The sequence below is a fragment of the Streptomyces sp. CAI-85 genome (assembly GCF_013363615.1).
GTDB classification, from domain to species: Bacteria; Actinomycetota; Actinomycetes; order Streptomycetales; family Streptomycetaceae; genus Streptomyces; species Streptomyces antibioticus_B.
Genome location: NZ_JAANNX010000001.1, coordinates 436,265 through 458,292 on the forward strand (window position 1 = coordinate 436,265; position 22,028 = coordinate 458,292).

Consider the following 22,028-nt stretch of genomic DNA (forward strand, 5'->3'; position numbering starts at 1 on the left):
TCGAGGGGAGTGCGACGAGCGGGAACTCCCCCTACAGTTAAGGTAAGCCTGACCAAAGGAAGTTGAACGTGGGGACCTCGACGGTCCGGGCGGCCACGGGCCCCCGCGCTGTACTGCTGCTCTCGTTGTCGTGCGCGGCGCTGCTGGCACTGTGCGCCCTGTCCATGGCGTACGGCGCGCTCGACGTACCGCTGCGCCAGGTCTGGGACACCCTCCTCGGCGACGCCCCCAACTCCCGTGTGGACAACGTCATCTGGTCGGTCCGGCTCCCCCGCACCGCCCTCGCCCTCGCCACCGGCGCCGCGCTCGGACTGTCCGGCGCGCTGATGCAGGCACTCACCCGCAATCCGCTCGCCGACCCCGGCATCCTCGGGGTGAGCGCGGGCGCGGCCTTCGCGGTCGTCCTGTCGGTCGGTGTGCTCGGCATCGGCTCGGTGTACGGCTACATCTGGTTCGCGTTCGCCGGCGCGATGGCCGCGAGCGTCCTGGTCTACTTCCTCGGCGGGGTGGGCCGGTCCGGCTCCACCCCGGTCAAACTCGCCCTGTCCGGTGTCGCGGTGACCTCCGTGCTGTTCTCGCTGACCAGCGCGATCGCCCTCACCGACCCGGACGCCCTGAACCGTTACCGCTTCTGGTCGGCGGGCTCGCTGGCCAATCAGGACACCGAGGTCCTGCTGCGGGTGCTGCCCTTCCTCGCCGTCGGCGCGGTGCTCGCCCTGCTGAGCGCGCCCTCCCTTAACAGCCTCGCCCTCGGTGACGACGTCGCGAAGTCGCTGGGACTGCGGCTCGGGGCGGTGCGCATCCAGGGGGTGGTGGCCGTCACCCTGCTGACCGGCGGGGCCGTCGCCGTCATCGGACCGGTCGTCTTCGTCGGCCTGGTCGTACCGCACATCGCCCGCGTCCTCGCCCAGTACGCCGGGCTCGGCCCCGACCACCGCTGGCTGCTGCCGCTGTCGGCGGTCCTCGCGCCCTGTCTGCTGCTGGCCGCCGACGTCACGGGCCGGCTCATCGACCGCCCCGTCGAGATCCAGGCCGGTGTCCTGGTGGCCTTCATCGGCGGGCCGTTCTTCATCGCCCTGGTGCGGCGCCGCCGGCTCGCGGAGCTGTGAGGAATGGCACGGCTCGGGGGGAGGCGGAGACGGTGACACGACGACACGTCCGAGGCCCCGCACCCGGCTCACCCGCCCGCACACACGCGCACAGCCGACCCACCTCCCGACCGAACCAGTGGAGCCGTACGCCATGACCACCGAGCTTTCGCCGCCGGCGGGCCGGCCCGGGCCCCGGGAGACGAAGGGGCCCGCGCGCACGACGGACCCCGCGGACCGCACACCCGCCCGGCGCACCGGCGGCCGTGTCACCTTCCGGCTCGCGGTGCCGCCCGTGTCCGGGCTGCTGCGGCCCCGGCTGCTGGCCGTGTCGCTGCTGCTCCTGGCCGCCGCGCTCCTCGCCTTCTGCGCCGAGACGGCGGTCGGCGACATTCCCCTGTCCCTCGCCGACGTCTCCCGGGCCCTGGTGGGCGGCGGCGACCCGGGCACCCAACTCATCGTGCGGGAGCTGCGGCTGCCGCGCTCCCTGGCGGGCCTGCTGGTGGGCGTCGCGTTCGGGGTGTCGGGCGCGCTGCTCCAGGCGATGACCCGCAACCCGCTGGCCAGTCCCGACATGATGGGCATCACGCAGGGCGCCGGTGTCGCCGTGGTGGCCGGGATCGTCCTCGGCTGGGACGGCGGGCCGAGCACCCAGGTCCTCGGTCTGTTCGGCGCGCTGGCGGCGGCGTTCGTCGTCTACACCCTGGCCTGGAAGCGGGGCACCACCGGCTACCGGATCGTGCTGGTCGGCGTCGGCGTCTCATGGATCTGCACCAGCGCCACCGACTACCTCATGGCCCGCGGCGAGCGCTTCCAGGCGCAGGCGGCGCTCGGCTGGCTGGTCGGCAACCTCAACGGCCGGAGCTGGGACCAGATCACGCCCCTCGCCGTGGCGCTGGCCGTGCTGCTGCCGACGGCGCTGCTGCTCGGCCGGCTGATGCGGACCCTGGAACTCGGCGACGACGTCGCCCGCGGCCTGGGCACCCGGGTGCAGACGGTACGGGTGGCGGTGCTGCTCGTCTCGGTCGGCCTGGTGGCCTTCGGTACGTCCACCGCGGGCCCGGTCGCCTTCGTCGCGCTCGCCGCCCCGCAGGTCGCCCAGCGCCTCGCGGGCACCGCGTTCCCGCCGCCGTTCGCCTCGGGCCTGACCGGCGCCGTCATGGTGCTGGGGTCCGACCTCGTCGCCCGAAAGATCGTCCCGGACACCGAACTGCCGGTGGGGATCGTGACGGGCGTGCTCGGCGCGCCCGTCCTGCTGTGGCTGCTCATCCGCGCCAACCGCGCCGGTTCAGGAGGCTGAAGACGTGTCATCGACCACCGACGTGGTGTCGGCCATCGAAGGGCCCGCCGACGGCCCCGACCTGCGGGCGCACGGACTGCGGCTCGCCTACGACGACCGGATCGTCGTCGACGATCTGGACCTGGCGGTTCCCACCGGGCGGATCACGGCGATCGTCGGCGCCAACGCCTGCGGCAAGTCGACCCTGTTGCGCGCGCTGGCCCGGCTGCTCACCCCGAAGGCCGGGGCCGTCCACCTCGACGGCCGCGCCGTGCACTCGATCCCGACCCGGGCGCTGGCGCAGCAGCTCGGCATCCTGCCGCAGACGCCGGTGGCGCCGGAGGGGCTCACCGTCGTCGACCTGGTCGGACGCGGCCGCGCGCCGCACCAGACCTGGTGGCGGCAGTGGTCGTCCGGTGACGAGGACGCCGTGCACGAGGCGCTGCGGGCCACCGCGATGAGCGACCTCGCGCACCGCGCCGTGGACGAACTCTCCGGCGGCCAGCGGCAGCGCGCCTGGATCGCGATGGCGGTCGCCCAGGGCACCCCGGTGATGCTGCTGGACGAGCCGACCACGTATCTCGACCTGGCCCACCAGATCGACGTCCTGGACCTGATCACCGACCTCAACCGGCATCAGGGCCGTACGGTCGTGATGGTGCTGCACGATCTCAACCAGGCGTGCCGCTACGCGGACCACATCGTCGCCATGAAGTCCGGCCGGATCGTCGCCGAGGGCACGCCGTCCGAGGTGATCACCGCCGAGGTCGTGGAGAACGTCTTCGGACTGCGGTGCGTGGTCGGCGAGGACCCGGTCAGCAGGACGCCGATGGTGATCCCGATGGGGCGTCACCACGAGGGCGAGGCGCCCGAGCCGGAGACGGAGAAGGCGGGAGTCGCCGGAGCGTAGCGGAAGGCAGCCTCAGTCCCGCATCGGTACGCACAGCACCGGGATCGGGGACAGGTGCAGGAGTTTGTGCGGGGTGGAGCCGAGGAGCGCCCCGCGGACCGGGCTCTCGCCCCAGCTCCCCACCACGATGAAGCGGGCCCCGTGCCGGGACGCGGCGTCCAGGAGGGCCTGGTCGGGCTTCTCGTCGAGGACCTCGACCGTGGTGGGGACGCCCGCCTCGTCGGCGGCCGCGACCGCGTGTTCCAGGGCGGCGCGGCCGGCCTCGCGGACGGCCTGCTGGTGGGTGCGGTACTCCTCCCCCATCCCGCCCGGCGGCGCCGCGCCGAAGACCAGCACCAGGGGCTCGCCGAAGGCGGTCGCCACCTCCAGCGCGACCCGCAGCGCGTGGACCGCGCCCGAGGACTCGTCGTAGCCGAGCACCACCGACATCTCAGGACTCCTTTCCGTGCACGAGGTCGGGGTCGGCGACGCCCGGCCGTTCCGACCAGAAGGCGGGCGCCGTGAACCGCCACACCACCATGAGGATCACGCCGGCGAGGGTGATGCCGATGCCGATGACCAGCGGCGGCCCGAGCCCGAACCAGGAGACCCCGCTGTAGGAGTTGGCCGGATCGGCCATGTCGGAGACGGACTCCACCAGCAGCCAGGAGAGCAGCGCCGCCCCCACCACCGGGCCGACGCCGATGAGGAAGAAGTTGCGCACGCTCTCCGTGAGATGGCGGCGGTAGTACACGGCGCAGGCGACGCCGGTGAGCGCGTAGTAGAAGGCGATCAGCAGCGACAGCGCGGTGAGGGAGTCGAACAGGGCGTTCTCGCTGAGCTGGTTGAGGATCAGGTACCAGGCGATGGCGATGCCCGCGACCCACCAGGTGCTGGCGTCCGGGGTGCGGAACCGCGGGTGGATGTGGGCGAAGTGGTGGGGCAGCGCGTGCCGGCGGGCCATGGACAGGGCGGTGCGGGACGCGGGGATGATCGTCGTCTGGGTCGAGGCGATCGCCGAGGTGGAGACGGCGAGCAGGACGACCCAGTCCCAGCCGCCCATCGCCTCGTTGGCGAGCAGGGCGAAGATGAACTCCTCTTCGTCCGCGTTCTCGGCGAGGAAGGTCGTACCGGCGTAGGCGACGACCGCGTAGGCGACGGACACATAGGTGACGAGCAGGATGACGGTGGACCAGACGCCCGCCTTGCCGGGGGCGGTGGCGGAGTGCTCGGTCTCCTCGGTGAGGTTGACCGCCGACTCCCAGCCCCAGTAGATGAACACGCCGAGAAGCAGGGCGGCGGTGAGTTCCGCGCCGCCGGCGCCGAAGGGGTTCAGCCAGGTGACGGACGGGTCGACGGAGTCGAAGGTGCCGGTGCCGGCGTAGACCCGGTACAGCGCCACGATCGCGAAGGCGAGCAGACAGGCGACCTGGGCGAGGATGAGCGCGTTCTGCACCTTGGCGGACACCTCGGTGCCGACGACGCACAGCGCGGTCATCACGATGATCAGCAGGACGGCGAGCGTCTGGCGTACGACGGTGTTCTCGGCCCAACTGTCGAGGCCGAAGGCGAGCAGGGCGAAGGTGACGGCGACGTCCGCGAGCGATCCGACGACGAGGACGCCGGTCATCGCGATGGCCCAGCCGCCGAGCCAGCCGGTCCACGGGCCCATGGCGCGGGTGACCCAGGAGAAGGTGGTGCCGCAGTCCTGGTCGACGCGGTTGAGGTAGTAGAACGCCGACGCGATGAGCAGCATCGGGATGAAGGACGCCACCATGACGCCGGGGGCGTAGACGCCCACGAGCACCACGATCGGGCCGATGACCGCGGCCAGCGAGTAGGCGGGGGAGGTGGCGTTGAGCCCGATGACGAGGGCGTCCACGAAGCCGATCGCGTCGGCCTTCAGCCCCTCCTCCGCCGGTGGTCGTGCGTCCGCGCTGCTCTCGGCCATCCGCCCTCATTTCGCTCGTGCCTGGGGTCATCCAACAGGCCGGGGCGCGGATTCCCGTGGCACGGACACCGGCGGGGGCCACATTCACCCGGCTGCGCGGGACCTGCCGAACGAACTTAGGCTTCCTAACTTGTCGGGGGTGGCGGTCGACGGGCACCGCACCGGCTCGCCGCCCGGGCCCGGAGAGGTGACCATGGAGGACGGGAACCGGTTCGGGGGGCCCGACGCAGGGAGGCACGCGTGGCGCACACCCGGACGACCGACGTACTGATCGTGGGCGCCGGCCCGGTCGGCCTGAGCGCCGCCGCCGAGCTGGGCCGGCACGGGGTGCCGTGCCGGATCGTGGACCGGCTGTCGGCCCGGCTGCCGTACGCGAAGGCCGTCGGCATCCAGCCGCGCACCCTGGAGATCTGGGACCGGATGGGCCTGGCCCGCACGATGCTGGAGGCGGCCGCGCTGATCCGCGGGCAGCTCATCTACGTCAACGGCCGGGAGCAGGCGCGGATCGACCTCGCGCTGCCGCCCGAGGTGCCGTACCGGTTCGCCGCGCTCCCCCAGTACGAGACCGAGCGCCTCCTGGAGGAGTACGTCGCGGGACAGGGCACGGTCGTCGAGCGCGGCACCGAGCTGCTGTCGTTCGTACAGGACCCGGAGGGGGTCACCGCCGTGCTGCGCACCCCTTCCGGCGCCGAGGAGGAGGTGCGGGCCGGGTACCTGGTCGGCTGCGACGGGGCGCACAGCACCGTCCGCAAGACGCTGGGGCTGAGCTTCGAGGGCGGGGCGTTCGGCGAGGAGTACATGCTGGGCGACGTCGAGGCCGACTGGGACATGCCGCACGGCTACGGCATCCGGTCCATGCACCTCGCCGACGACGGCACCAGCGACGACCTGCTGGTCTGCATCCCGCTGCCCGGCACCGGCCGCTACCGGATGTCGATGCTGGTCCCGCCCGAGCTGTCCACCGGGACGAACGGCATGCGGGACGGAGTGGCGCACGGCCTGGAGGACGACCGCATCCCCGAACTCGAACACATCCAGGCGGTCGTCGACCGGCTCGGCCCGCGCCCCGCCGTGCTCTCCCGGATGCGCTGGTCCTCCGTCTTCCGCATCAGCCACCGCATCGTCGACCGCTACGGCGAGGGCCGTGTCTTCGTCGCGGGCGACGCCGCCCACATCCATCCGCCGACCGGCGCCCAGGGCATGAACACCGGGGTGCAGGACGCCTGCAACCTGGCGTGGAAGCTCGCCATGGTGCTGCGCGACGAGGCGGGCCCCGCCCTGCTGGAGAGCTACGACGCCGAACGCCGCCCGGTCGGCGAGGAGGTCGTCGGACGCACCGTGCGGCACGCCACGCAGGGCGTCCACAGCGACCCCGACGACCCGGGCACGGTCATGCTCCGAGAGGCCCAGCTCCTCGTCGGCTACCGCGAAGGACCGCTGGCGGGTGCCCCGTACGGGTCCCTGGAGGCACCGCAGCCCGGCGACCGCGCCCCGGACTGCGACGGACTGACCGCCCCGGCGGCCGCCTACCATCTGCGGCTGCTGGACGTGCTGCGCGGCCGTGTGGGGCATGTGGCGCTGCTGTACGCCGCCGATGTCACCGACCTGGCCAGGGCGGCCGCCGAGGCCACCGTGGCGGTCGCGCCGCTCGACACGGGCCCCGGCGTCGGCCTCCAGGTCGTCGCGATCCTCTCCCGTGAGGCCGCGCCGGGCGCCGCCGACCGGCTGCCCGTCCCCGCCTACCGGGACGCCGGCGGGCAGTTCGCCCGGCTCTACCGGCCGGACGGCCCGACCGGCTTCGTCGTCCGCCCCGACGGCCACCTCGGCACCCGCTTCCCGCTCGACGGCACGGCGGCGGGGGTGGCCGAGTACGTCGCGGCGCTCTCCGGACGTACGACGCGGAGGCGGAGCGCCGGGGCCGCGCGCACGGGGTAACCGTACGACGGGGCGGGTGTCACCGTGGGATCCACAGCCAGGCGGGCCGCTCGAAGTCCTTCACCCGGACCGTGTGCCGCTCGAACTGCTCGGCGCGCAGCCCCGGATAGCCCTCGCCGACGACGTACTCGTACAACGGGTCGGCGACCAGGGCGACGAGATCGACCTCCGGACGGTCGGCCAGCGCACCGCGCAGCACCGCGCTGTCCAGCAGCCGGCTGACCTCCACGATCGTGGCCCCGGAGAACCCCAGCGCGGCGAGCCCCACCGGTCCCACCCCGGCGGACAGGCGCAGCCGCATCCGGTCGCGGAAGCGCTCGTTGTCGGCCGCGAGCCGGTCCCGCCAGGACAACAGCAGTGCGGGCAGCGCCCGGTGGAGTTCGACGTCGGCCGGGAGGAAGACGTTGATGCCGTCGCCGGTGCCCTGATGGTCGGTCTCGTCCATACGGTGGCCGAGGTCGCCGAGAACCTCCCGCGTCAGCGCGGCGATCCGCTGCTGCACGCCCAGTTTCTGGGGTGAGGTACGGCTGCTGTAGCGCTCGACGTCGACGGCGAAACCCACCCGCAGCCGGACCCGTTCACGGTCGTCCCGGCTCTTCGCGGGCAGCGCCGGCGCCTCCTGGGCGAACGGGCCGGGTGACCGGTCCGCCGCGCTCTGCTGGACCAACCGGCCGAACTCCTGGGCCAGTTCCCGGGCCGCCTCCACGTACTCGGTGTCGTCGTCCAGTTGGCCGACCAGCCATTCGGCGAGCCGCCGGTCACCGCGCCACGGCTCGGCGACCGCGGCGCTCATGTTGTGCGCGGCGATCTCCACGGTGCGCCGTATCGCGCGGATGTCCCGCACGGCGGAGGCCAGATCGGCCTCGTCCAGCCGCAGCCGGCCGAGAGCGGCCGGGTCGTCCGTCTCCCGCTCCAACGCGTCCCGCACCTGGGCGACATGCTCGTTCACCCGCCCGATGAGCCGCCTGAGCCGCGGCTCGCCCTCGCCCCACACCCGGGCCTGGTAGCGGAGTTTCGCCGCGTGCATCAGATAGCGGGCCAGCGGCGGCATGTCCGGCCGGCCCTGGCTCCACGTCCAGGCGCTCAGCTCGGCCTCCCGGCCCTCGGGGGCGAGGACGACGATCCGCCGCCCCGCCCCCTCGTCGTCCGGTGTCACCTCCCAGACGGCGAACCCCTCCGCCGTGGTGCTGCCGCGCCGCCACCAGTCGGGTGCCTGGCCGGGACCGGTCAGCGCCGAACGGGCCTCGTGCGCAAGCCCGTCGAGCGTAGGGGCCGATCCGGCGGCGTACAGCGCCTGGCAGACCTGGACGATCCCGAGCAGGGCGTCCGTGCCGTCGGCGGCCAACTCCCCCCACCAGCGGTCGAACTCGACCCAGCCGGGCGGCGACGCGGAGCCGATCCGCAGCCGGCGGGACGCGGTGTCCTGGGGCGCGGCGAACACCAACGACAGGTTCACCACGTCGTGTTCGCGGCGTACGACGGCCTGGTGGTCGGCCGCCCGGTCCTCGATCGCCGCCACGGGCCGGCCCGGTGTCATCGCGTCGGGGCCGGAGGGCAGCACGGCCGGCAGTCCGGTGGCGGCGATCTCCCGGACCATGCCCAGCCGGTCCCGGCAGCGGTCCCAGATGCCCTGGAGCTGCCGGTGGGCGGCCTCGGCGTACGGGCCGTCGGTCGGGGCGTAGACGTGGACGACGAGTTCCTGGTCAAGGAGCGGGAGTCGGGGATCCGTCACCGTCACCTCCCGTGGGCTGCGGCCGGCCGTCGCCCTGTCCCGGCCGGGGCGGCTGCCCGAGCGAGTGCACCAGATGGTTGGCGCGGTCCCTGGTCCGCTCCGGGACCGGGACGGGCCCGGGCGACTGGGCGCCGATCCGGGTGATCCGGATGGGCCCGGACACCTCCAGTTCGGCGGTGGCCTCCCGCAGCGCGTCGCCGTCCCCGCGGTCGAGCGCGTCGGCGAGCGCGTCCACGATCGTCTCGACCCGCGCCCAGCGCTCCGGCACCAACTGCCATACGAGCAGGTCCCGCAGGACGTCCACGGCGTCCTCGCGCGCCTCGTCGTCGATCGGACTCCCTGCGGACATGTGCGCCCCTTTCCACCCGCGCCCCTGCTGCCGGGCATTCACCCACTGTAGGCAGCGGGTGACCTGGTGTCCGCGTCATCACAACTCTCCCCACTCCTGCGGAAGATGGCCTCCCCCGCGCCCACGAGCACGAACGCGGCCCAGGTCCACGGGGCGGCGTAGGTGTGCGGATGACTGCGGCGGACCTGGCGTCTGGCGGCGGCCAGCGCGACCGCGGGCGGATCGCCGTGCCGCAGATGCCGGTGGAAGGCACGCATCAGCCGCCGGGTGGGCGTGTCCGGCACGGACCACAGACTGACGACCAGACAGCGCGCGCCCGCGTGAAAGAGCGCCCGGCTCATCCCGAGCAGCCCCTCACCGGCATGCGTCCGACCGAGCGCGGTCTCGCACCCGCCGGCAGGGCCCGCAGCAGGGCGTCCCGGGTGGCGGCGGGGCCGGTGAGCGACACGGTGGATCCGCCGAACAGGGCGCGCGCAGAGGTTAGACGGGGTGTGGGACACGGCCACGTCGTCGGAGAGATGCCGTGGCCGGCCGTCCACCCGGTAGCGGGTCGCGTGGCGGGGCAGCACGCCGAGGACCCCGGTGGGCACCAGCACCGCGCGGGCCGCGCCCGGCAGGTCGAGGAGCACGGTCAGGGCCCGTTCGTCGTGCCAGTGGAGGTCGGGGGGGGTGGGGTGCGGTCCACGCGGTTGCCCTTCGTGGCTGTCAGCGCATCGTCTCGGCCGCGCTCAGCGCCGCCGACACCGCCAGGGCCGCCAGGGCGACCAGCAGCAGGGCGATACTGCGGCCCACCCACCGGTACTTGGTGCGTGTCACGTGTGCGGTGGCCCAGATCTGTTCGGCCAGGGTGGTCACCAACGCCTCCTCGTCCCGCAGCAGGGCGCGCAGCCGGTCGCGGTAGTCGGCGTGATGCGTGGCGAACTCGCGGCCGATGTGTTCGTAGAACAGCAGGCTGGTGGGGAGCGTGTCCTCGGCGATCCGCTGGCGCGGCCAGAGCACCAGGCCGGCGGTGAGGCCGGCCGCCAGCGTGCAGACGGCGGTGACCGCCACGGCGACGACGAACCACGGCGAGTCGGCGTCACCGGTGGTGACCAGGCTGTACAGGACGCCGGCCAGCACGCCGGACGCCGCGAGCGTGGTGCCGGCCTTGGCCTCGGCGTGCTTGGACAGGTCCCGGACGGTGTCCAGGATCCGCCAGGCGTCCTCCGCCCCCGTCGGCCCCACCGTCGGCGGGCTCTCCTGCTCTTCCGCCATCCCTCGGCTCCCCTCCTCGGCGCGGCCCGTCACCCACGCGGTCCGCTCCCCCGGCACCGCTCGTGCGCCCCCGTATCGTCCCCAGACCCCAGCCGCTTCATTCCCTCACCTGCGGGGCTCGGCCGATCAGGTGGAGGAGGGAGGGGACAGGCGCTCGACCTCGCGGGCCGCGGCCTGCGCGTGCTCCTCCGCCTCGCTCACGGCAGCGGTGGCGGCGCGCTGCCGTTCCTCCGCCTTGTGCCGCTCCTCCTCGGCGAGCCGTAGCCTCGACCGGGCCTGGTCCAGCCGTCGTTCGGCCTCGGACATCTCCGCGCCGGCCCGGTCGTGGTCCTCGCGCGCTCGCTTCAACTCCTCGTCGGATACGGCCTGTTCGGTACGCCGGTCACGCAGGCGCCGGTCCGCCGCCGCGGCCTCCCGCCGGGCTTCCTCCAGCCGCTGCCCCTTCTCGGCCTCCCGCCGTCGGCGCCGCTCGGCGAGTTCGTCCCGTGCCTGAGGCACAGCGGGCTCCGCCGTCCCCTCGCCGAAGTCCGTCGGCGGCGTGAGGGGATGTTCGAGGCGCCCGGTCGCCCACCGCTCCGCCGCTTCCCGGTCGGCGAGCACGGCACGCAGCGTGGACTCGACGTCCTGCCGTGCGCTGTCCGACAGCCGTTGCCCGGACTGCTCGGCGAGGGCGACGGCCTGTCGGGTGAGCGCGGCGACGACGCTCCGGCGCCGGTCGGAGAGTTCCTTGACCTCGCCCGCGTCGAGAGTCCGGAACGCCTCCCGCAGCGCCTCGCCCAGTTCCAGGAACCGTCGGCTCTCCTCCGGGGCGGCGCGCAGCAGCAGGTTGGCCGCCCAGGCGGCGAGCGTGGGGCGGCGGGCGGCGCGGATCCGCCGGGCGTCCGCCGCGTTCCCGGCGCCCTTGGCCGCCAGGGCCAGCTCCGCGCGGCGGGTGACGAACCCGGACGGCGGGGTCGTGTAGAGGTCGTCGAGGAGCCGCTCCACGTCCTGTGCTCCGCCGTCCCCGGCGCGCTCGCGGGCCATGCCCCTCAGGTTCCACCGGGCCGCGCAGGCCCGCACGCCGGAACCCGTCACGTTGCACCGGCCGCACCGTCCCGCACTCCGGGATCCCGTCACGTTCCACCGCGCCACGACGGCCCGCACGCCGGGCCCCGTCACATTCCACCGCGCCGCGCCGACCCGCACGCCGGAACCTCGTCACATTCCGCCGCGCCGCGCCGACCCGCCCACACGCCGGATCCCGTCACGGACAGCGATCGGCCGTTGACCACAAGGCAGCGTGCGGCCGTCCCGCGTGGTCGGGTGCCGTCGGTGGTGCGACGCTGGAGGGAGATGCGTCCGGAAGCGACGGGCCGGGCGGGCCGACGGTACGGGAGGGCAGATGGGACGCGATGTCCCGGCGCTGGTCTTCACCCGCGAGGACCGCCGCCGGTACCGGATCAAGATGCAGGAGTGCCTCGAGGTGTTCGCGCAGATGCTGCGCGAGGCCCGGTTCGAGGCCGAGCGGCCCCAGGTGGGTCTGGAGATCGAGCTGAACCTGGTCGACGACCGCGCCGAGCCGGCGATGCGCAACACCGAGGTGCTGGAGGCGATCGCGGACCCGGCCTGGGACACCGAGCTGGGCCGGTTCAACCTGGAGATCAACGTGCCGCCGCGCCGGCTGACGGAGGGCGGTCCCGACGCCTGGGAGTCGGCGATCCGCGACGCGCTCAACCACGCCGACGAACGCGCCCGCTCGGTCGGCGCGCATCTGATCATGGTCGGTATCCTGCCCACGCTGCGGCAGGACCACGTCGGTGAGTCGGCGCTGTCGGAGAACGCGCGCTACCGGCTGCTGAACGACCAGGTGTTCGCGGCGCGGGGCGAGGATCTGCGGCTCGACATCGACGGCCCGGACCGGCTGCGGACGTACGCCGACACGATCACGCCCGAGGCCGCGTGCACCAGTACGCAGTTCCATCTCCAGGTCTCCCCGCAGGAGTTCCCGCGCTACTGGAACGCGGCGCAGGCGATCGCGGGCGTCCAGGTGGCGCTGGCGGCCAACTCGCCCTTCCTGTTCGGCAAGGAGCTGTGGCACGAGACCCGGATCCCGCTGTTCGAGCAGGCCACCGACACCCGCCCGCAGGAGATCAAGGTGCAGGGCGTACGGCCCCGGGTGTGGTTCGGGGAGCGGTGGATCAACAGCGTGTTCGACCTCTTCGAGGAGAACCTGCGCTACTTCCCCGCCCTGCTGCCGCTCTGCGACGAGGAGGACCCGGTCCGCACCCTGGAGCGCGGCGACATCCCCGAGCTGGGCGAACTCACCCTGCACAACGGCACGATCTACCGCTGGAACCGGCCCGTCTACGCCGTCGCGAACGGCACTCCGCACGTCCGGGTGGAGAACCGCTGTCTCCCGGCCGGCCCGACGGTCGCCGACACGCTCGCCAACGGCGCGTTCTACTACGGCCTCACCCGCGCCCTGGTGGACGAGGAGCGGCCGGTGTGGTCGCGGATGTCCTTCCAGGCCGCCGAGGACAATCTGCACACCGCCGCCCGCAACGGCATCGACGCCGAGCTGTACTGGCCGGGCATGGGCGAGGTGCCGGTGCCCGAACTCGTGCTGCGCCGGCTGCTTCCCCTCGCGCACCGGGGACTTGAGCTGACCGGGATGGACGACGCGTGGCGCGAACCGCTCCTCGGTGTCATCGAGCAGCGCTGTGTCACCGCCCGCAACGGCGCGGTCTGGCAGAAGGAGATCTTCCACCGGCTCACCGGGAGCCACACGGATCCGCACGAGGCGCTGCGCCGGATGACCGAGCTGTACGTCGACTACATGCACCTCAACGCCCCGGCGCACACCTGGCCCACGGACTGAGCCGATGTGGCGTCAGGGCGTCACCGTCAGGACGGTACGGCGAACTGGCTGCCGGTCTTACGGCCGTTGTCGGTGTCGGCCGCCGCGACGCAGCGGTAGACGCGCAGGCCCTTGTCCCATTCGGAGGCGGTGGGCGGGATGACGTCGACGTCCCAGGTGCGGGCGAGGGTACGGCCGTCGGCGCTCATGGAGTCGGCCATGACGGTCTGGGAGCAGAGCGCCTTGACGTCCGGGTGCTTGACGAGGTCCCGTGCGTTGTTCGTCTGGCCGTCCTCGGGAAGCGGGGCGATGGCGAAGGTCTCCCAGACGTGCTCGGCCTGGCAGTCGGCGCGGCTGACGGTGATGATCCCCGAGATGTCGGTGATGCCGCTCCAGCACTCGGGGGTGGCGGTGCACCGGCCGCCGAGCCCGTCGACGGCCGTGGCGGCGCAGTCCTCCGTCGTGGTGGCGACGCCGAAGCCGGGTCCGGCGGACGGTGTGGCGGAGGCCGCGGCCGAGGCGCCCGAGCGGGCGTCGGTGTCACGGCCGCCGTCCGGCTGCCGGCCGTTGCCGTACGTCATGACGGTGACCGTGACGCTCACGGACACGGTGACGACCGCCAGCGCGCCGATCAGCAGGGACCGGGACCGTCCGGCCCGCCCGCCGGGCGCGACGGGCGCGGTCGTCGCCCCGCCGCCCGGCCGGTCCGGCGGGGCGGAGGCGATCACGGGCGCGGGAGCGGCGGTCAGCGGGGCCGCGTCCCGGTGGGCGGGCACGGTGGCCAGGGTGTTCATGCCGGGCGCGGGTCCGAAGCCGCCCGGATCGGCGAGGTCGACGGCGGCGAGGGCGTCCCGGAAGGCGCCCGCGTCCGAGAGCCGTTCGGCGGGGTCGGGGGCCATGGCCTGCCGGAGCGTGTCGTTCAGGGCGGCCGGTACGCCGGGGAGGGCGGGGTAGGGCCAGGTGTGCCGGACGATGAGTTCGGCGATGCTGAGGTGGGTGCCGTCATCGGGGTGGTGCGGCGGGCGGCCGGACAGCAGGGCGTAGACGGTGGCGGCGAGCGAGTACACGTCCCCGGCGGGGGTCGGGTCCGCGCCGCGGAACGCCTCGGGCGGGGCGTAGGCGGGGGTCAACGCCTCCCGGGTGACGGAGAGTTCCTGGCCGGGCCGGGGCATGGCCGCGAGACCGAAGTCGGTGAGGGCGATCCCGCCGTACCGGTTGACCATGATGTTGCCGGGCTTGATGTCGCGGTGCAGCACTCCGGAGGCGTGCGCGGCGGCCACCGCGTCCGCGAGGCCGACGCCGATGTCGCGGGCCTCCTTCGGCGGCAGCGGGCCCTGCCGGACCAGCCGCTCGCCCAGGGAGCCGCCGGGGCACAACTCAAGCACCATGTAGGGGCGGTTGTCGGGGAGCACCCCGGCGTCGTACACGGGCACCACGTGCGGGTGTCCGGAGAGCTGTCCGGCCGCCGTGACCTCGCGCAGGAAGCGCTGCCGGTCGCGCGGGGTGGCGAGCAGCCTGCCGTCCACCTTGAGCGCGACCTCCCGGCCCACGGCGAGCTGCCGGGCCCGGTAGACCGTGGCGAACCCGCCCTGGCCCAGGACACCCTGGATGTCGTAACCGGGCAGTTCCATGCGTCGTGGCTCCCTCTGCCGTACCCCAGCACGCCCCGGGGCGAAGACGTCGTCCGGCCGGGGATGAGCCGAGAGTAGCCGAGACCTCGGACACCGGTACGAGGAGCGTCCTCAGGACAGGGCGAGTACGCAGAACTCGTGCCCCTCGGGGTCGGTCAGGCACGTCCACGGGACGTCGCCCTGCCCGAGGTCGAGGTCGACGGCGCCGAGGGCGCGCAGCCGGGCCACCTCCGCCGCCTTGTCGTCACCGGGGTAGGGCAGCAGGTCGAGATGGACGCGGTCGGGCACGGTCTTCGCGCCGGGCGTACGCAGGAACTCCAGATACGGTCCGCCGCCCGACGCGGACCGCAGCACCGCCTGCCGGTCGTTCACCTCGTGCACGGTCCAGTCGGTCGCCGCGCCCCAGAACCGCGCCATCTCCCGCGGCTCCTCGCAGTCCACGACCACCGCGGCGACCGGCCCGGTGTCCCGGTAGACCTCCCGGGGCTCCAGCACACAGAACTCGTTGCCCTCGGGATCGGCGAGCACCACCCACGGCACGTCCCCCTGCCCCACGTCCACGGCCGTCGCACCGAGCGCCTTCAGCCGCGCGACCAACTCCTCCTGATGCGCGAGGGAGTTGCTGGCGAGATCGAGATGCGTACGGTTCTTCACCGCCGGCTTGCCCGCCGGAACCGGTACGACATCGATCCCGAGCACCACCGGATCCGGCCACACGAGCGCCTCCCCCGGCCCCACATAGGCGGTCACACCGGGCCGGAACACGCTCCACCCGAGCGCCTCCCCCCAGAACCGCCCGACCACCCCCGGGTCGAGAGCCTTCAGGTTCACGTGAACGGGTCGCAGTGCCATGCGGCCGATCATCGCATCCCGCCCCGGGGCGGACGCGGATCAGAAGGAGACGTCGAAGTAGTCGATGTCGGTGAGGGACACGTCCAGGGCGGCGGCGCGGTGGCCGCCGTCCCGGAAGTAGACGTCGCGCAGGCCCTCGGCGACGATGCCCCGCAACTGGGCGTCCTCCGCGCCGGCTCGGGCGGCGTCGAAGAGGCGGCGGGCGTACTCCGGGGGGAGGTGGACGGTGAGGCGGCGCATACGGGGGTCGTCGGTGGTGCCGACGGGGGCGCTGTAGCCGAAGCGGGCGCGGGTCTCGATGGTGATGCCGGTGCGGGCGGCGGCGTTCTTGCGGGCGCGCTGCCGGACCCGTGGCTGCCATGCCTTGGCGACCTCGCGTTCCAGGGCCCGGCGCAGGGCCGGACGGGGGTGCTTGGCCGTGCCGGCCAGATAGCGTTCCACCTGCCGCTGGGAGATGCCGAGGCGGCGCGCCACCGCCCTCGTGGAGCCCTTCTCCGCCCGCAGCAGCAGCCGGATCTGCGCGGGCGCGGTCTTCGGCGGCGGCTTGGTGACATGGGCCCGGCCGCCGCGTTCGAGGGCGTCGTCGATCTCTCCCGCCACCGGTCACTCCCCTTCGTCGACGACGGCGTCGCCGCCCTTGATGTGACGGGCCGGGTTGTGTCCCTGTTCAAGGAGGTCCACGGCCCAGGCCGTCTCCTGGACGCCCTCGAGTTTGCACTGCCCGGGGCCCACGCCGACCCGGAACGTGCCGTGCACCGGGCTGCCGTCGGCGTTCACCGGCAGGAGATCCAGCGGGGAGGCGCCGGGGGCGGCGTAGACGACGCAGTCCGAGAGCACCGCCAGCGGGTGGCGGCCGGTCAGGGCGGCGAGCCGGGCCATCTTGCGGTGCATGTTGACGCGCGCCTTGGCGATGACGGCGGCGCGGATGTGGGGGCTCCAGGTGGGGCGTTCGAGGGCGGGCCAGCGCTCGCCGTCCCGGTAGGTGTGGCCCTGCGGCCGTTCCCTGAGCTTGCCGATGCCGCCCTTGACGGTCGCCTTGATCGCCGACAGCACCATCGCGCCCTGCCGGTGCCTGCGGACGGCGGCGACGAGCCGCGCGTCGTCCGCCTCGACGGGGCGTCCGTGGTGCAGGGGCAGCCGGTGCAGGGCGTCCCGCAGCGCGTCGAGGTCGTCCTCGTCGGCGGCCGCGTACGTCCGGTGCACCGCCATCGCGTCGAGATAGGCGGCCGGATCGGCGTCCTTGCCGACGGGGATGCCCATGTCCGCGCTGGTGGTGAGGTACGCGTCCTTGAGCCGGTCGTGCCAGGGGTCGAGATAGGCGCCGCTCTCCTGCCGTACGTACGCCTCCGACGGGCGGACGGCGCAGCCGAGTTCCTCGGCGTAGGCCAGCGTCGGGGTGCTGTACCAGGCCGGGCCCTCGGGGCGCAGGCCGGTGGGGGTGAAGGGGTTGGGCAGCCGTGGGTCGAGTTCGGCTCCGGAGAGGTCCACCAGCCACGCGCCCGGGACCTTCTTGTCGAAGACGGGCGCGGTGACGTGCACCGGCTCCGACAGACCGACCGGGAGCCGGGACGCGGCGGCGAGGAAGGCCGTGTTGATGTCGATGCCGACCGCCCAGGGCAGCAGGCACTCCTCGTCCGACAGCAGATCCGCCGCCCGCGTCCACTGCCACGCCTCCTCGTCGAGGAAGCCGCCCTGCCAGCCCTGCGCGACCGGATGCTCGACGGGCGCCTCCGGCGGCGCCGGGTCCACGGGCCGGGTGAGCGCACCCGGGTTGGGCCCCGACACCCAGCCGCCGGTCGCCTCGTCCCGGACCGGGCGCGTCGGCGGCCGCAGCGCGGTCATCAGCTCCAGGCCGGTCACCGCCGACGAACCGCGCGGGGTCAGCACCCGGGACGCGAACACGCCGAGGACGCGGGCCAGATCGGCCGGGTGCAGCCGGTCCGCGTCCCCCCAGGCCCGGGGGTCCAGGGCCTCCCAGGGCAGCACCGCGAGCTGCACACACTGCCGCCGGCCGTTCTGCGCGGGCCGGTAGATCCGCGCCCACGGTCCGAACCCGCGCTGCGTGAGCTGCCACTTGGCGCGCGTCAACTGCTTGACGACGGGATGGTCCGGGGCGAGCCGCAGGCCCCGGCGGTCCTCCAGCCGTTCCGGCAGCCCGAACCGGGCGGCGGCGGACGCCGTCAGCACGACGAGCGGGTCGGAGTCCTTGCCATGCCGGTGCAGCCGCGGCGCCCCGATCCCGGCCTCGGCCAGCGTCCACTCCACGAGCTGCGGCAGGGTCGTCGCCGGACACTCCAGCAGCACACCACCGAGGCAGTACGCCGTCCCGTCCCCGTCGACGACGGCCAGCGGACCGTTGGTGAAAGGGGAATCGGGGGCAGGCGCGGCGGCGGCGGAACGCGGCGCTGGGGGGCGGCGGGTGGCGGGGCGAGGTGAGCTGCGGACGGGTTCGGGCGGCTCAGGACTGACCACCACCTCCGCGACCGTTTCCGTCTCCGTCTCCGGTGCTTCGGGCTCCTCCGTCGCCGGCCCCGCCGGATCCGGGTACTTGGCCGCCCAGCCCTCCAGCAGGCGCAGATACGCCTGGCGGCGCGGCGGGCGTGGTTCGGAGCGGCCGTTCTCCCAGTTCTTCACGGTCTGCGGGGTGGTCCGCAGTGCCGCGGCCAGCCGCGCCTGGGTCACCCCGGCCGCCTCCCGCAGCCGTCCCCGCTCCTCGGGGTCCGGCAGTTCGGGTTCGCCCGCGAGCAGTTCGTCCACGGCCGCGAACAGCTCTTCCTCCGTCGCCACAGGCCACCTCCTCCCCGGAGACTAGCAATGTTCCACCTCGGATTTAGCCTCGGAATCGCCGCGGAATTAGCCTGCCGTGAGCGCGGTCCGGGCCCCGTCAGGTCCGTTGTCAGTGGCTGGCCGTATGTTCGGGTGCATGACGACAGACCTGGTCGCGGCCTCGTGGGACCGTATCGACGCCTGGCTGCGGGTGCATGCGCCGCGCACGTTCGCCTCTCTCGGCGCGCCTGCGGCGGAGGCGGAGATACGGGCGGCGGAGGCGGAGCTCGGGCTGGTGTTCCCGGGCGATCTGGTCGCGTCGTTGCGGCGGCACGACGGGGCGGCGGAGGGGACGGAGGCGTTCCGGCTGCCGACGGGTGACCGTCTGCTGGGGGTGCGGGAGATCGTGACGGCGAGCGGGTTCCTGCGTTCGGCCGCCGCCGATCTGGACGAGGAGAGCGCCGAGTCCTACTGGCATCCCGGCTATGTGCAGTTCGGGTCGTACGGGGTCACCGCCGACGGTCTGACGGTCGACTGCCGTCCCGGTGATTCCCTCGGCGCGATCGGGCGGTTCTTCGACGAGACCGGCACCGACTTCGGCCGGGCCGACTCGCTGGGCGGGTATCTGGCGGAGGTGGCCGACCAGTTGGAGCGCGGGCCGGTCGCGGGTGCGGTGACGTTCAACGGCCGGCTGATCTGGGAGTGGGCGGCGACCGGCCGCCCGGACTGGGGTGACGCCGGGGATCCACTGCCGTCGGCGGACACGGACCTCGCGCCGCTGGAGTGGCCGACCGGGCCGACGGAGGCACTGCGGCCCGGGCCGCTGTTCGGGCTCGAGGAACTCGGCGCGCTGATCGCCTCGACGTCCCGGGAGCACGTCACGGTCGCGGCGTGGAGGCAGATGCGCAGACTGGCCGTGGAGACCGGCCTCGCCAAGTATCCGGAGGTCGCGGCGGCGCTGGACGCGGGCGGGCGGGGCGAGTCCGTGGCTCTCGCTCAGGACGGGCCGCTCGGCCTCAGGCTGCGCGGGGTGATCGCCTCGGCCGGGGCGCAGCGGGACAGCTACCGGGAGTGGGCCGCACAGGCCCTGGTGGTCACCGTGTGCGGATCGCCGTACGCCGCGCTGGCGAAGAGCGCGACGATCCGGGGCCGGCTGAACCCGGACTGGCGGGAGGAGCTGCACTCCGACCTCGGCGGCCCGCCCCTGCCGCCCGTCCCGGACGACCGGTTCTGGGCGACACTGGGCAACCCTGCCATCGACACCGGCTACTACGAGGGGCTGTTCACGGCGAGCGGCGACGGCGTGGAGGGTGGGGCCGGATGAGCGACGACGGCTCCCTGCTCGCCCGGATCGAGCGGTACTACGCCACCGTTCCGCTGCTGTTCGCCGATGCCGAGGAGTACGGCACGCTGCGGCTGTTCGTGCGGAAGGAGCCGGGTGCGCCGTACTACGGCGGGCCGGGGCACGCCCAGCCCAGCGGGGCGGGCGGTGTGGCCGACGGTGACATCGCGCGAGTGCGGGCCCGGCAGCGGGAGCTGGGGGTGCCGGAGACGTTCGAGTGGCTGGCCGAGGCCGCGCCGGATCTGCGGGAACGGGTCGGGGCCGCCGGACTGACCGTGGCGGAGCGGCCGTTGATGGTGCTGGACCCGGGGCTGCCCCGGGCGCCGCAGGCGCTGCCGGCCGCAGTGTCCGTCCGTGCGGTGAAGGCCGACGATCCGGCCCTGCCCGCCGTCCTCGCGCTGCCCCGGCCGGCCTTCGGCCGGGACGACACGGCCGGTGTCCGGGAGTTGGCGGCAGCCGCCGAGGGCGTGGTCGCGGACGGCACCGTCGAGGCGGTACGGCCGACCCTGCGCGGCGGGCACAAGCGGCTGCTCGCCGCCTTCGGGCCGGACGGCGTCCCGCTGGCCGCCGGCCACTACCATCCGGCGGGCGGCGCGACCGAGATCGGTGGTGTGGGCACCCTGCCCACGGCCCGTCGGCAGGGGCTGGCCGCCGCGGTCACGACAGCCCTGGCCGTCGATGCCCGGGAGCACGGTGTGACCACCGTGTTCCTGGCCTACGCCGCGGAATCCGTCGCCCGTCTCTACGCCCGCCTGGGTTTCCGCCCCGCCGGGGTCACGCTTCTGATAGCCGATCAGCCCGCCCGCTCCTGACCGTCACGCGGGCTGGGGGGTGAGGCGTTTGTGGCCCTTCCTGTCGTAGTAGCCGGTCATCGCGAAACCGAAGGCGAACGCGAGGACCGTGCCGATGGCGATCATGATCCAGGAGCGGGTGAGGCCGGCGTCGCCGCGGGCGTCGAAGAAGAGGATGGCGCGGACGCCGTCGCTGAGCTGGCGCATCGGCTCGAAGTAGGACAGGAAGCGGTAGAAGGCGGGCACCGCCTGGAGCGGGACGGTGGCGCCGGAGGAGGGCAGGCCCAGGACGATGAAGACGAACATGGAGACCAGTTGGCCGATCCCGCCGAACGCGGCGTTGATGGCCTGCACACCAAGGCCGACGGCGAGCGCCGCGCAGTACGAGTAGACCCACAGCAGGGGCAGATGGGTGGCGTCCATGCCGAGGATCGTGACGCAGGCCAGCATGACCAGGGAGGCGCTGACCAGCGTGATGCCCGCCGTCATCGCCATCTTCAGCAGCAGGGTCTGGGTGCGGTTGATCGGCACGGTCGGGCGGCGGGTGTGCCAGGGGCCGATCTCGTTGTCGGCGTAGCCGAGGGCGGTGTCGACGCCGTTGCTGATGACGTTGCCGCCCATGAAGCCCGCCAGGACGAGCAGCAGCGTGTAGTAGAAGGCGGACAGGCCCAGGCCGCTGTGGCTGCCGATGGGGTGGCCGACCTCGGTGACGATCTGCACCGGGTCGGCGAGCAGCACCTTGGTCGTGGAGTCGGCCGAGCCGGCGGCCGCGGTGAGCTGTTCGCCGAGGCCGGCGGACGCCTGCCGGGCCGCCGCGGTGGAGATCTGGCTCGCCAGGGAGGAGCCGAGGCTGCCCTTGCCGGGGTTGGTGAGCACCGTCATCGTCGGCCGGGCGGTGGCGCCGGTGGTGGTCAGCGCGGTGACCGAGTCGGTGAAGCCGGGCGGGATGACGAGGGCGCCGTAGACCCGGCCGGAGTCGAGCTGTTCCTGTGCCTCGGCGCGGCTGAGGGTGCGCCAGTCGGCCTTGCCGCCGGCCGTGTCGGCGGCGATGGCGGTGGCGATCCGCGTGCCGATGTTCTGCCGCTGTCCCGCCGGGGGTTCGCCGGTGTCGCCGTTGACCAGGGCGATGGGCAGATCGCGCAGGTCGCCGTTGGGGTTGACGATGCCGCCCATGTAGAGGAGGGACAGCAGCAGGGTGAGCAGTCCCGTCAGGACGGTGGGGACGAGCCACAGGTGGGGGCGGCGCAGCAGTGCGGTGGCGCGGGCCTCGGGACCGGGGTCGGCCATGGTTCTCCACAGGGTCCGGGCGGTGCGGGGACCGCGCTGGGGGCGG

General features: G+C 73.7%; 19 protein-coding genes. 7 read left to right on the plus strand and 12 right to left on the minus strand.

Going from position 1 to position 22,028, the window contains the following annotated elements; translation table 11 throughout:
• Window positions 1–68: 68 nt before the first annotated feature.
• The 3 genes from G6W55_RS01775 to G6W55_RS01785 all read left to right on the plus strand — a co-directional run bounded on the left by G6W55_RS01775 (window position 69) and on the right by G6W55_RS01785 (window position 3,277).
• Window positions 69–1,109 (plus strand): iron ABC transporter permease, encoded by a 1,041-nt coding sequence (locus G6W55_RS01775; protein ID WP_175518974.1) that lies wholly within the window; start codon window positions 69–71, stop codon window positions 1,107–1,109.
• Window positions 1,110–1,242: 133 nt separating this feature from the next.
• The gene (locus G6W55_RS01780) at window positions 1,243–2,388 is read left to right on the plus strand and encodes an iron chelate uptake ABC transporter family permease subunit (protein WP_175518975.1); all 1,146 of its coding nucleotides are present in this window, start codon (window positions 1,243–1,245) and stop codon (window positions 2,386–2,388) included.
• 4 nt (window positions 2,389–2,392) lie between these two features.
• The gene (locus G6W55_RS01785; protein ID WP_309243596.1) at window positions 2,393–3,277 is read left to right on the plus strand and encodes an ABC transporter ATP-binding protein; all 885 of its coding nucleotides are present in this window, start codon (window positions 2,393–2,395) and stop codon (window positions 3,275–3,277) included.
• A 12-nt stretch (window positions 3,278–3,289) separates the two neighbouring features.
• Here the strand turns inward: G6W55_RS01785 and G6W55_RS01790 are convergent, their stop codons facing one another.
• Together G6W55_RS01790 and G6W55_RS01795 are read right to left on the minus strand one after the other, a co-directional pair.
• The gene (locus tag G6W55_RS01790; protein WP_175518976.1) at window positions 3,290–3,706 is read right to left on the minus strand and encodes a universal stress protein; all 417 of its coding nucleotides are present in this window, start codon (window positions 3,704–3,706) and stop codon (window positions 3,290–3,292) included.
• Window position 3,707: 1 nt separating this feature from the next.
• On the minus strand, window positions 3,708–5,207 hold the full coding sequence (locus G6W55_RS01795) for an APC family permease (protein WP_175518977.1): 1,500 nt from the start codon (window positions 5,205–5,207) through the stop codon (window positions 3,708–3,710).
• A 240-nt stretch (window positions 5,208–5,447) separates the two neighbouring features.
• Here G6W55_RS01795 and G6W55_RS01800 point away from each other — a divergent pair, with 240 nt between their 5' ends.
• Complete coding sequence (locus tag G6W55_RS01800; protein ID WP_175518978.1) at window positions 5,448–7,142, plus strand: FAD-dependent monooxygenase; 1,695 nt, start codon at window positions 5,448–5,450, stop codon at window positions 7,140–7,142.
• A 19-nt stretch (window positions 7,143–7,161) separates the two neighbouring features.
• Here the strand turns inward: G6W55_RS01800 and G6W55_RS01805 are convergent, their stop codons facing one another.
• The 5 genes from G6W55_RS01805 to G6W55_RS01825 all read right to left on the minus strand — a co-directional run bounded on the left by G6W55_RS01805 (window position 7,162) and on the right by G6W55_RS01825 (window position 11,500).
• On the minus strand, window positions 7,162–8,874 hold the full coding sequence (locus G6W55_RS01805) for a CATRA conflict system CASPASE/TPR repeat-associated protein (protein WP_175518979.1): 1,713 nt from the start codon (window positions 8,872–8,874) through the stop codon (window positions 7,162–7,164).
• On the minus strand, window positions 8,846–9,223 hold the full coding sequence (locus tag G6W55_RS01810) for a CATRA system-associated protein (RefSeq protein ID WP_175518980.1): 378 nt from the start codon (window positions 9,221–9,223) through the stop codon (window positions 8,846–8,848). Before G6W55_RS01810 ends, G6W55_RS01805 begins: the two co-directional genes overlap by 29 nt.
• 38 nt (window positions 9,224–9,261) lie before the next feature.
• Window positions 9,262–9,852: a CHAT domain-containing protein gene (locus tag G6W55_RS39180; protein ID WP_175518981.1), complete on the minus strand. Its 591-nt coding sequence runs from the start codon at window positions 9,850–9,852 to the stop codon at window positions 9,262–9,264.
• A gap of 76 nt (window positions 9,853–9,928) precedes the next feature.
• On the minus strand, window positions 9,929–10,477 hold the full coding sequence (locus G6W55_RS01820) for a Pycsar system effector family protein (RefSeq protein ID WP_175518982.1): 549 nt from the start codon (window positions 10,475–10,477) through the stop codon (window positions 9,929–9,931).
• A gap of 126 nt (window positions 10,478–10,603) precedes the next feature.
• The gene (locus tag G6W55_RS01825; protein WP_175518983.1) at window positions 10,604–11,500 is read right to left on the minus strand and encodes a hypothetical protein; all 897 of its coding nucleotides are present in this window, start codon (window positions 11,498–11,500) and stop codon (window positions 10,604–10,606) included.
• 358 nt (window positions 11,501–11,858) lie between these two features.
• Between G6W55_RS01825 and G6W55_RS01830 the strand changes: the two genes are divergently transcribed.
• Window positions 11,859–13,334: a glutamate-cysteine ligase family protein gene (locus G6W55_RS01830; protein ID WP_175518984.1), complete on the plus strand. Its 1,476-nt coding sequence runs from the start codon at window positions 11,859–11,861 to the stop codon at window positions 13,332–13,334.
• A 26-nt stretch (window positions 13,335–13,360) separates the two neighbouring features.
• Here G6W55_RS01830 and G6W55_RS39185 read toward each other — a convergent pair whose 3' ends face one another.
• The 4 genes from G6W55_RS39185 to G6W55_RS01855 all read right to left on the minus strand — a co-directional run bounded on the left by G6W55_RS39185 (window position 13,361) and on the right by G6W55_RS01855 (window position 18,583).
• Entirely contained in the window at window positions 13,361–14,944 is a 1,584-nt protein-coding gene (locus G6W55_RS39185) for a serine/threonine-protein kinase (RefSeq protein ID WP_175518985.1), read from the minus strand.
• 111 nt (window positions 14,945–15,055) lie between these two features.
• On the minus strand, window positions 15,056–15,796 hold the full coding sequence (locus G6W55_RS01840) for a VOC family protein (RefSeq protein ID WP_175518986.1): 741 nt from the start codon (window positions 15,794–15,796) through the stop codon (window positions 15,056–15,058).
• A gap of 39 nt (window positions 15,797–15,835) precedes the next feature.
• Window positions 15,836–16,396 carry a telomere-protecting terminal protein Tpg gene (locus tag G6W55_RS01845; RefSeq protein ID WP_175518987.1) on the minus strand — a complete coding sequence of 187 codons (561 nt, stop codon included), beginning with the start codon at window positions 16,394–16,396 and terminating at the stop codon, window positions 15,836–15,838.
• A gap of 3 nt (window positions 16,397–16,399) precedes the next feature.
• Window positions 16,400–18,583: a telomere-associated protein Tap gene (locus tag G6W55_RS01855; RefSeq protein ID WP_309243597.1), complete on the minus strand. Its 2,184-nt coding sequence runs from the start codon at window positions 18,581–18,583 to the stop codon at window positions 16,400–16,402.
• A gap of 136 nt (window positions 18,584–18,719) precedes the next feature.
• Here G6W55_RS01855 and G6W55_RS01860 point away from each other — a divergent pair, with 136 nt between their 5' ends.
• The gene (locus G6W55_RS01860) at window positions 18,720–19,886 is read left to right on the plus strand and encodes an SMI1/KNR4 family protein (RefSeq protein WP_175518988.1); all 1,167 of its coding nucleotides are present in this window, start codon (window positions 18,720–18,722) and stop codon (window positions 19,884–19,886) included.
• On the plus strand, window positions 19,883–20,716 hold the full coding sequence (locus tag G6W55_RS01865) for a GNAT family N-acetyltransferase (RefSeq protein ID WP_175518989.1): 834 nt from the start codon (window positions 19,883–19,885) through the stop codon (window positions 20,714–20,716). The genes G6W55_RS01860 and G6W55_RS01865 overlap by 4 nt, the downstream gene beginning before the upstream one ends.
• Window positions 20,717–20,719: 3 nt before the next feature.
• On the opposite strand, the gene G6W55_RS01870 is transcribed toward G6W55_RS01865, so the two are convergent.
• Window positions 20,720–21,982, minus strand: coding sequence for a YhgE/Pip domain-containing protein (locus G6W55_RS01870; protein ID WP_175518990.1), 1,263 nt, complete (start codon window positions 21,980–21,982; stop codon window positions 20,720–20,722).
• Between the last annotated feature and the right edge of the window lie 46 nt (window positions 21,983–22,028).

What these genes read in the sequence shown, in the direction of transcription:
- G6W55_RS01825 (WP_175518983.1), bottom strand. Translation starts at nt 11,500, where the DNA reads ATGGCCCGCGAGCGCGCCGGGGACGGCGGAGCACAGGACGTGGAGCGG.
- G6W55_RS01795 (WP_175518977.1), bottom strand. Translation starts at nt 5,207, where the DNA reads ATGGCCGAGAGCAGCGCGGACGCACGACCACCGGCGGAGGAGGGGCTG.
- G6W55_RS01790 (WP_175518976.1), bottom strand. Translation starts at nt 3,706, where the DNA reads ATGTCGGTGGTGCTCGGCTACGACGAGTCCTCGGGCGCGGTCCACGCG.
- G6W55_RS01865 (WP_175518989.1), top strand. Translation starts at nt 19,883, where the DNA reads ATGAGCGACGACGGCTCCCTGCTCGCCCGGATCGAGCGGTACTACGCC.
- G6W55_RS01870 (WP_175518990.1), bottom strand. Translation starts at nt 21,982, where the DNA reads ATGGCCGACCCCGGTCCCGAGGCCCGCGCCACCGCACTGCTGCGCCGC.
- G6W55_RS39185 (WP_175518985.1), bottom strand. Translation starts at nt 14,944, where the DNA reads ATGGAACTGCCCGGTTACGACATCCAGGGTGTCCTGGGCCAGGGCGGG.
- G6W55_RS01780 (WP_175518975.1), top strand. Translation starts at nt 1,243, where the DNA reads ATGACCACCGAGCTTTCGCCGCCGGCGGGCCGGCCCGGGCCCCGGGAG.
- G6W55_RS01860 (WP_175518988.1), top strand. Translation starts at nt 18,720, where the DNA reads ATGACGACAGACCTGGTCGCGGCCTCGTGGGACCGTATCGACGCCTGG.
- G6W55_RS01820 (WP_175518982.1), bottom strand. Translation starts at nt 10,477, where the DNA reads ATGGCGGAAGAGCAGGAGAGCCCGCCGACGGTGGGGCCGACGGGGGCG.
- G6W55_RS01830 (WP_175518984.1), top strand. Translation starts at nt 11,859, where the DNA reads ATGGGACGCGATGTCCCGGCGCTGGTCTTCACCCGCGAGGACCGCCGC.
- G6W55_RS01810 (WP_175518980.1), bottom strand. Translation starts at nt 9,223, where the DNA reads ATGTCCGCAGGGAGTCCGATCGACGACGAGGCGCGCGAGGACGCCGTG.
- G6W55_RS01840 (WP_175518986.1), bottom strand. Translation starts at nt 15,796, where the DNA reads ATGGCACTGCGACCCGTTCACGTGAACCTGAAGGCTCTCGACCCGGGG.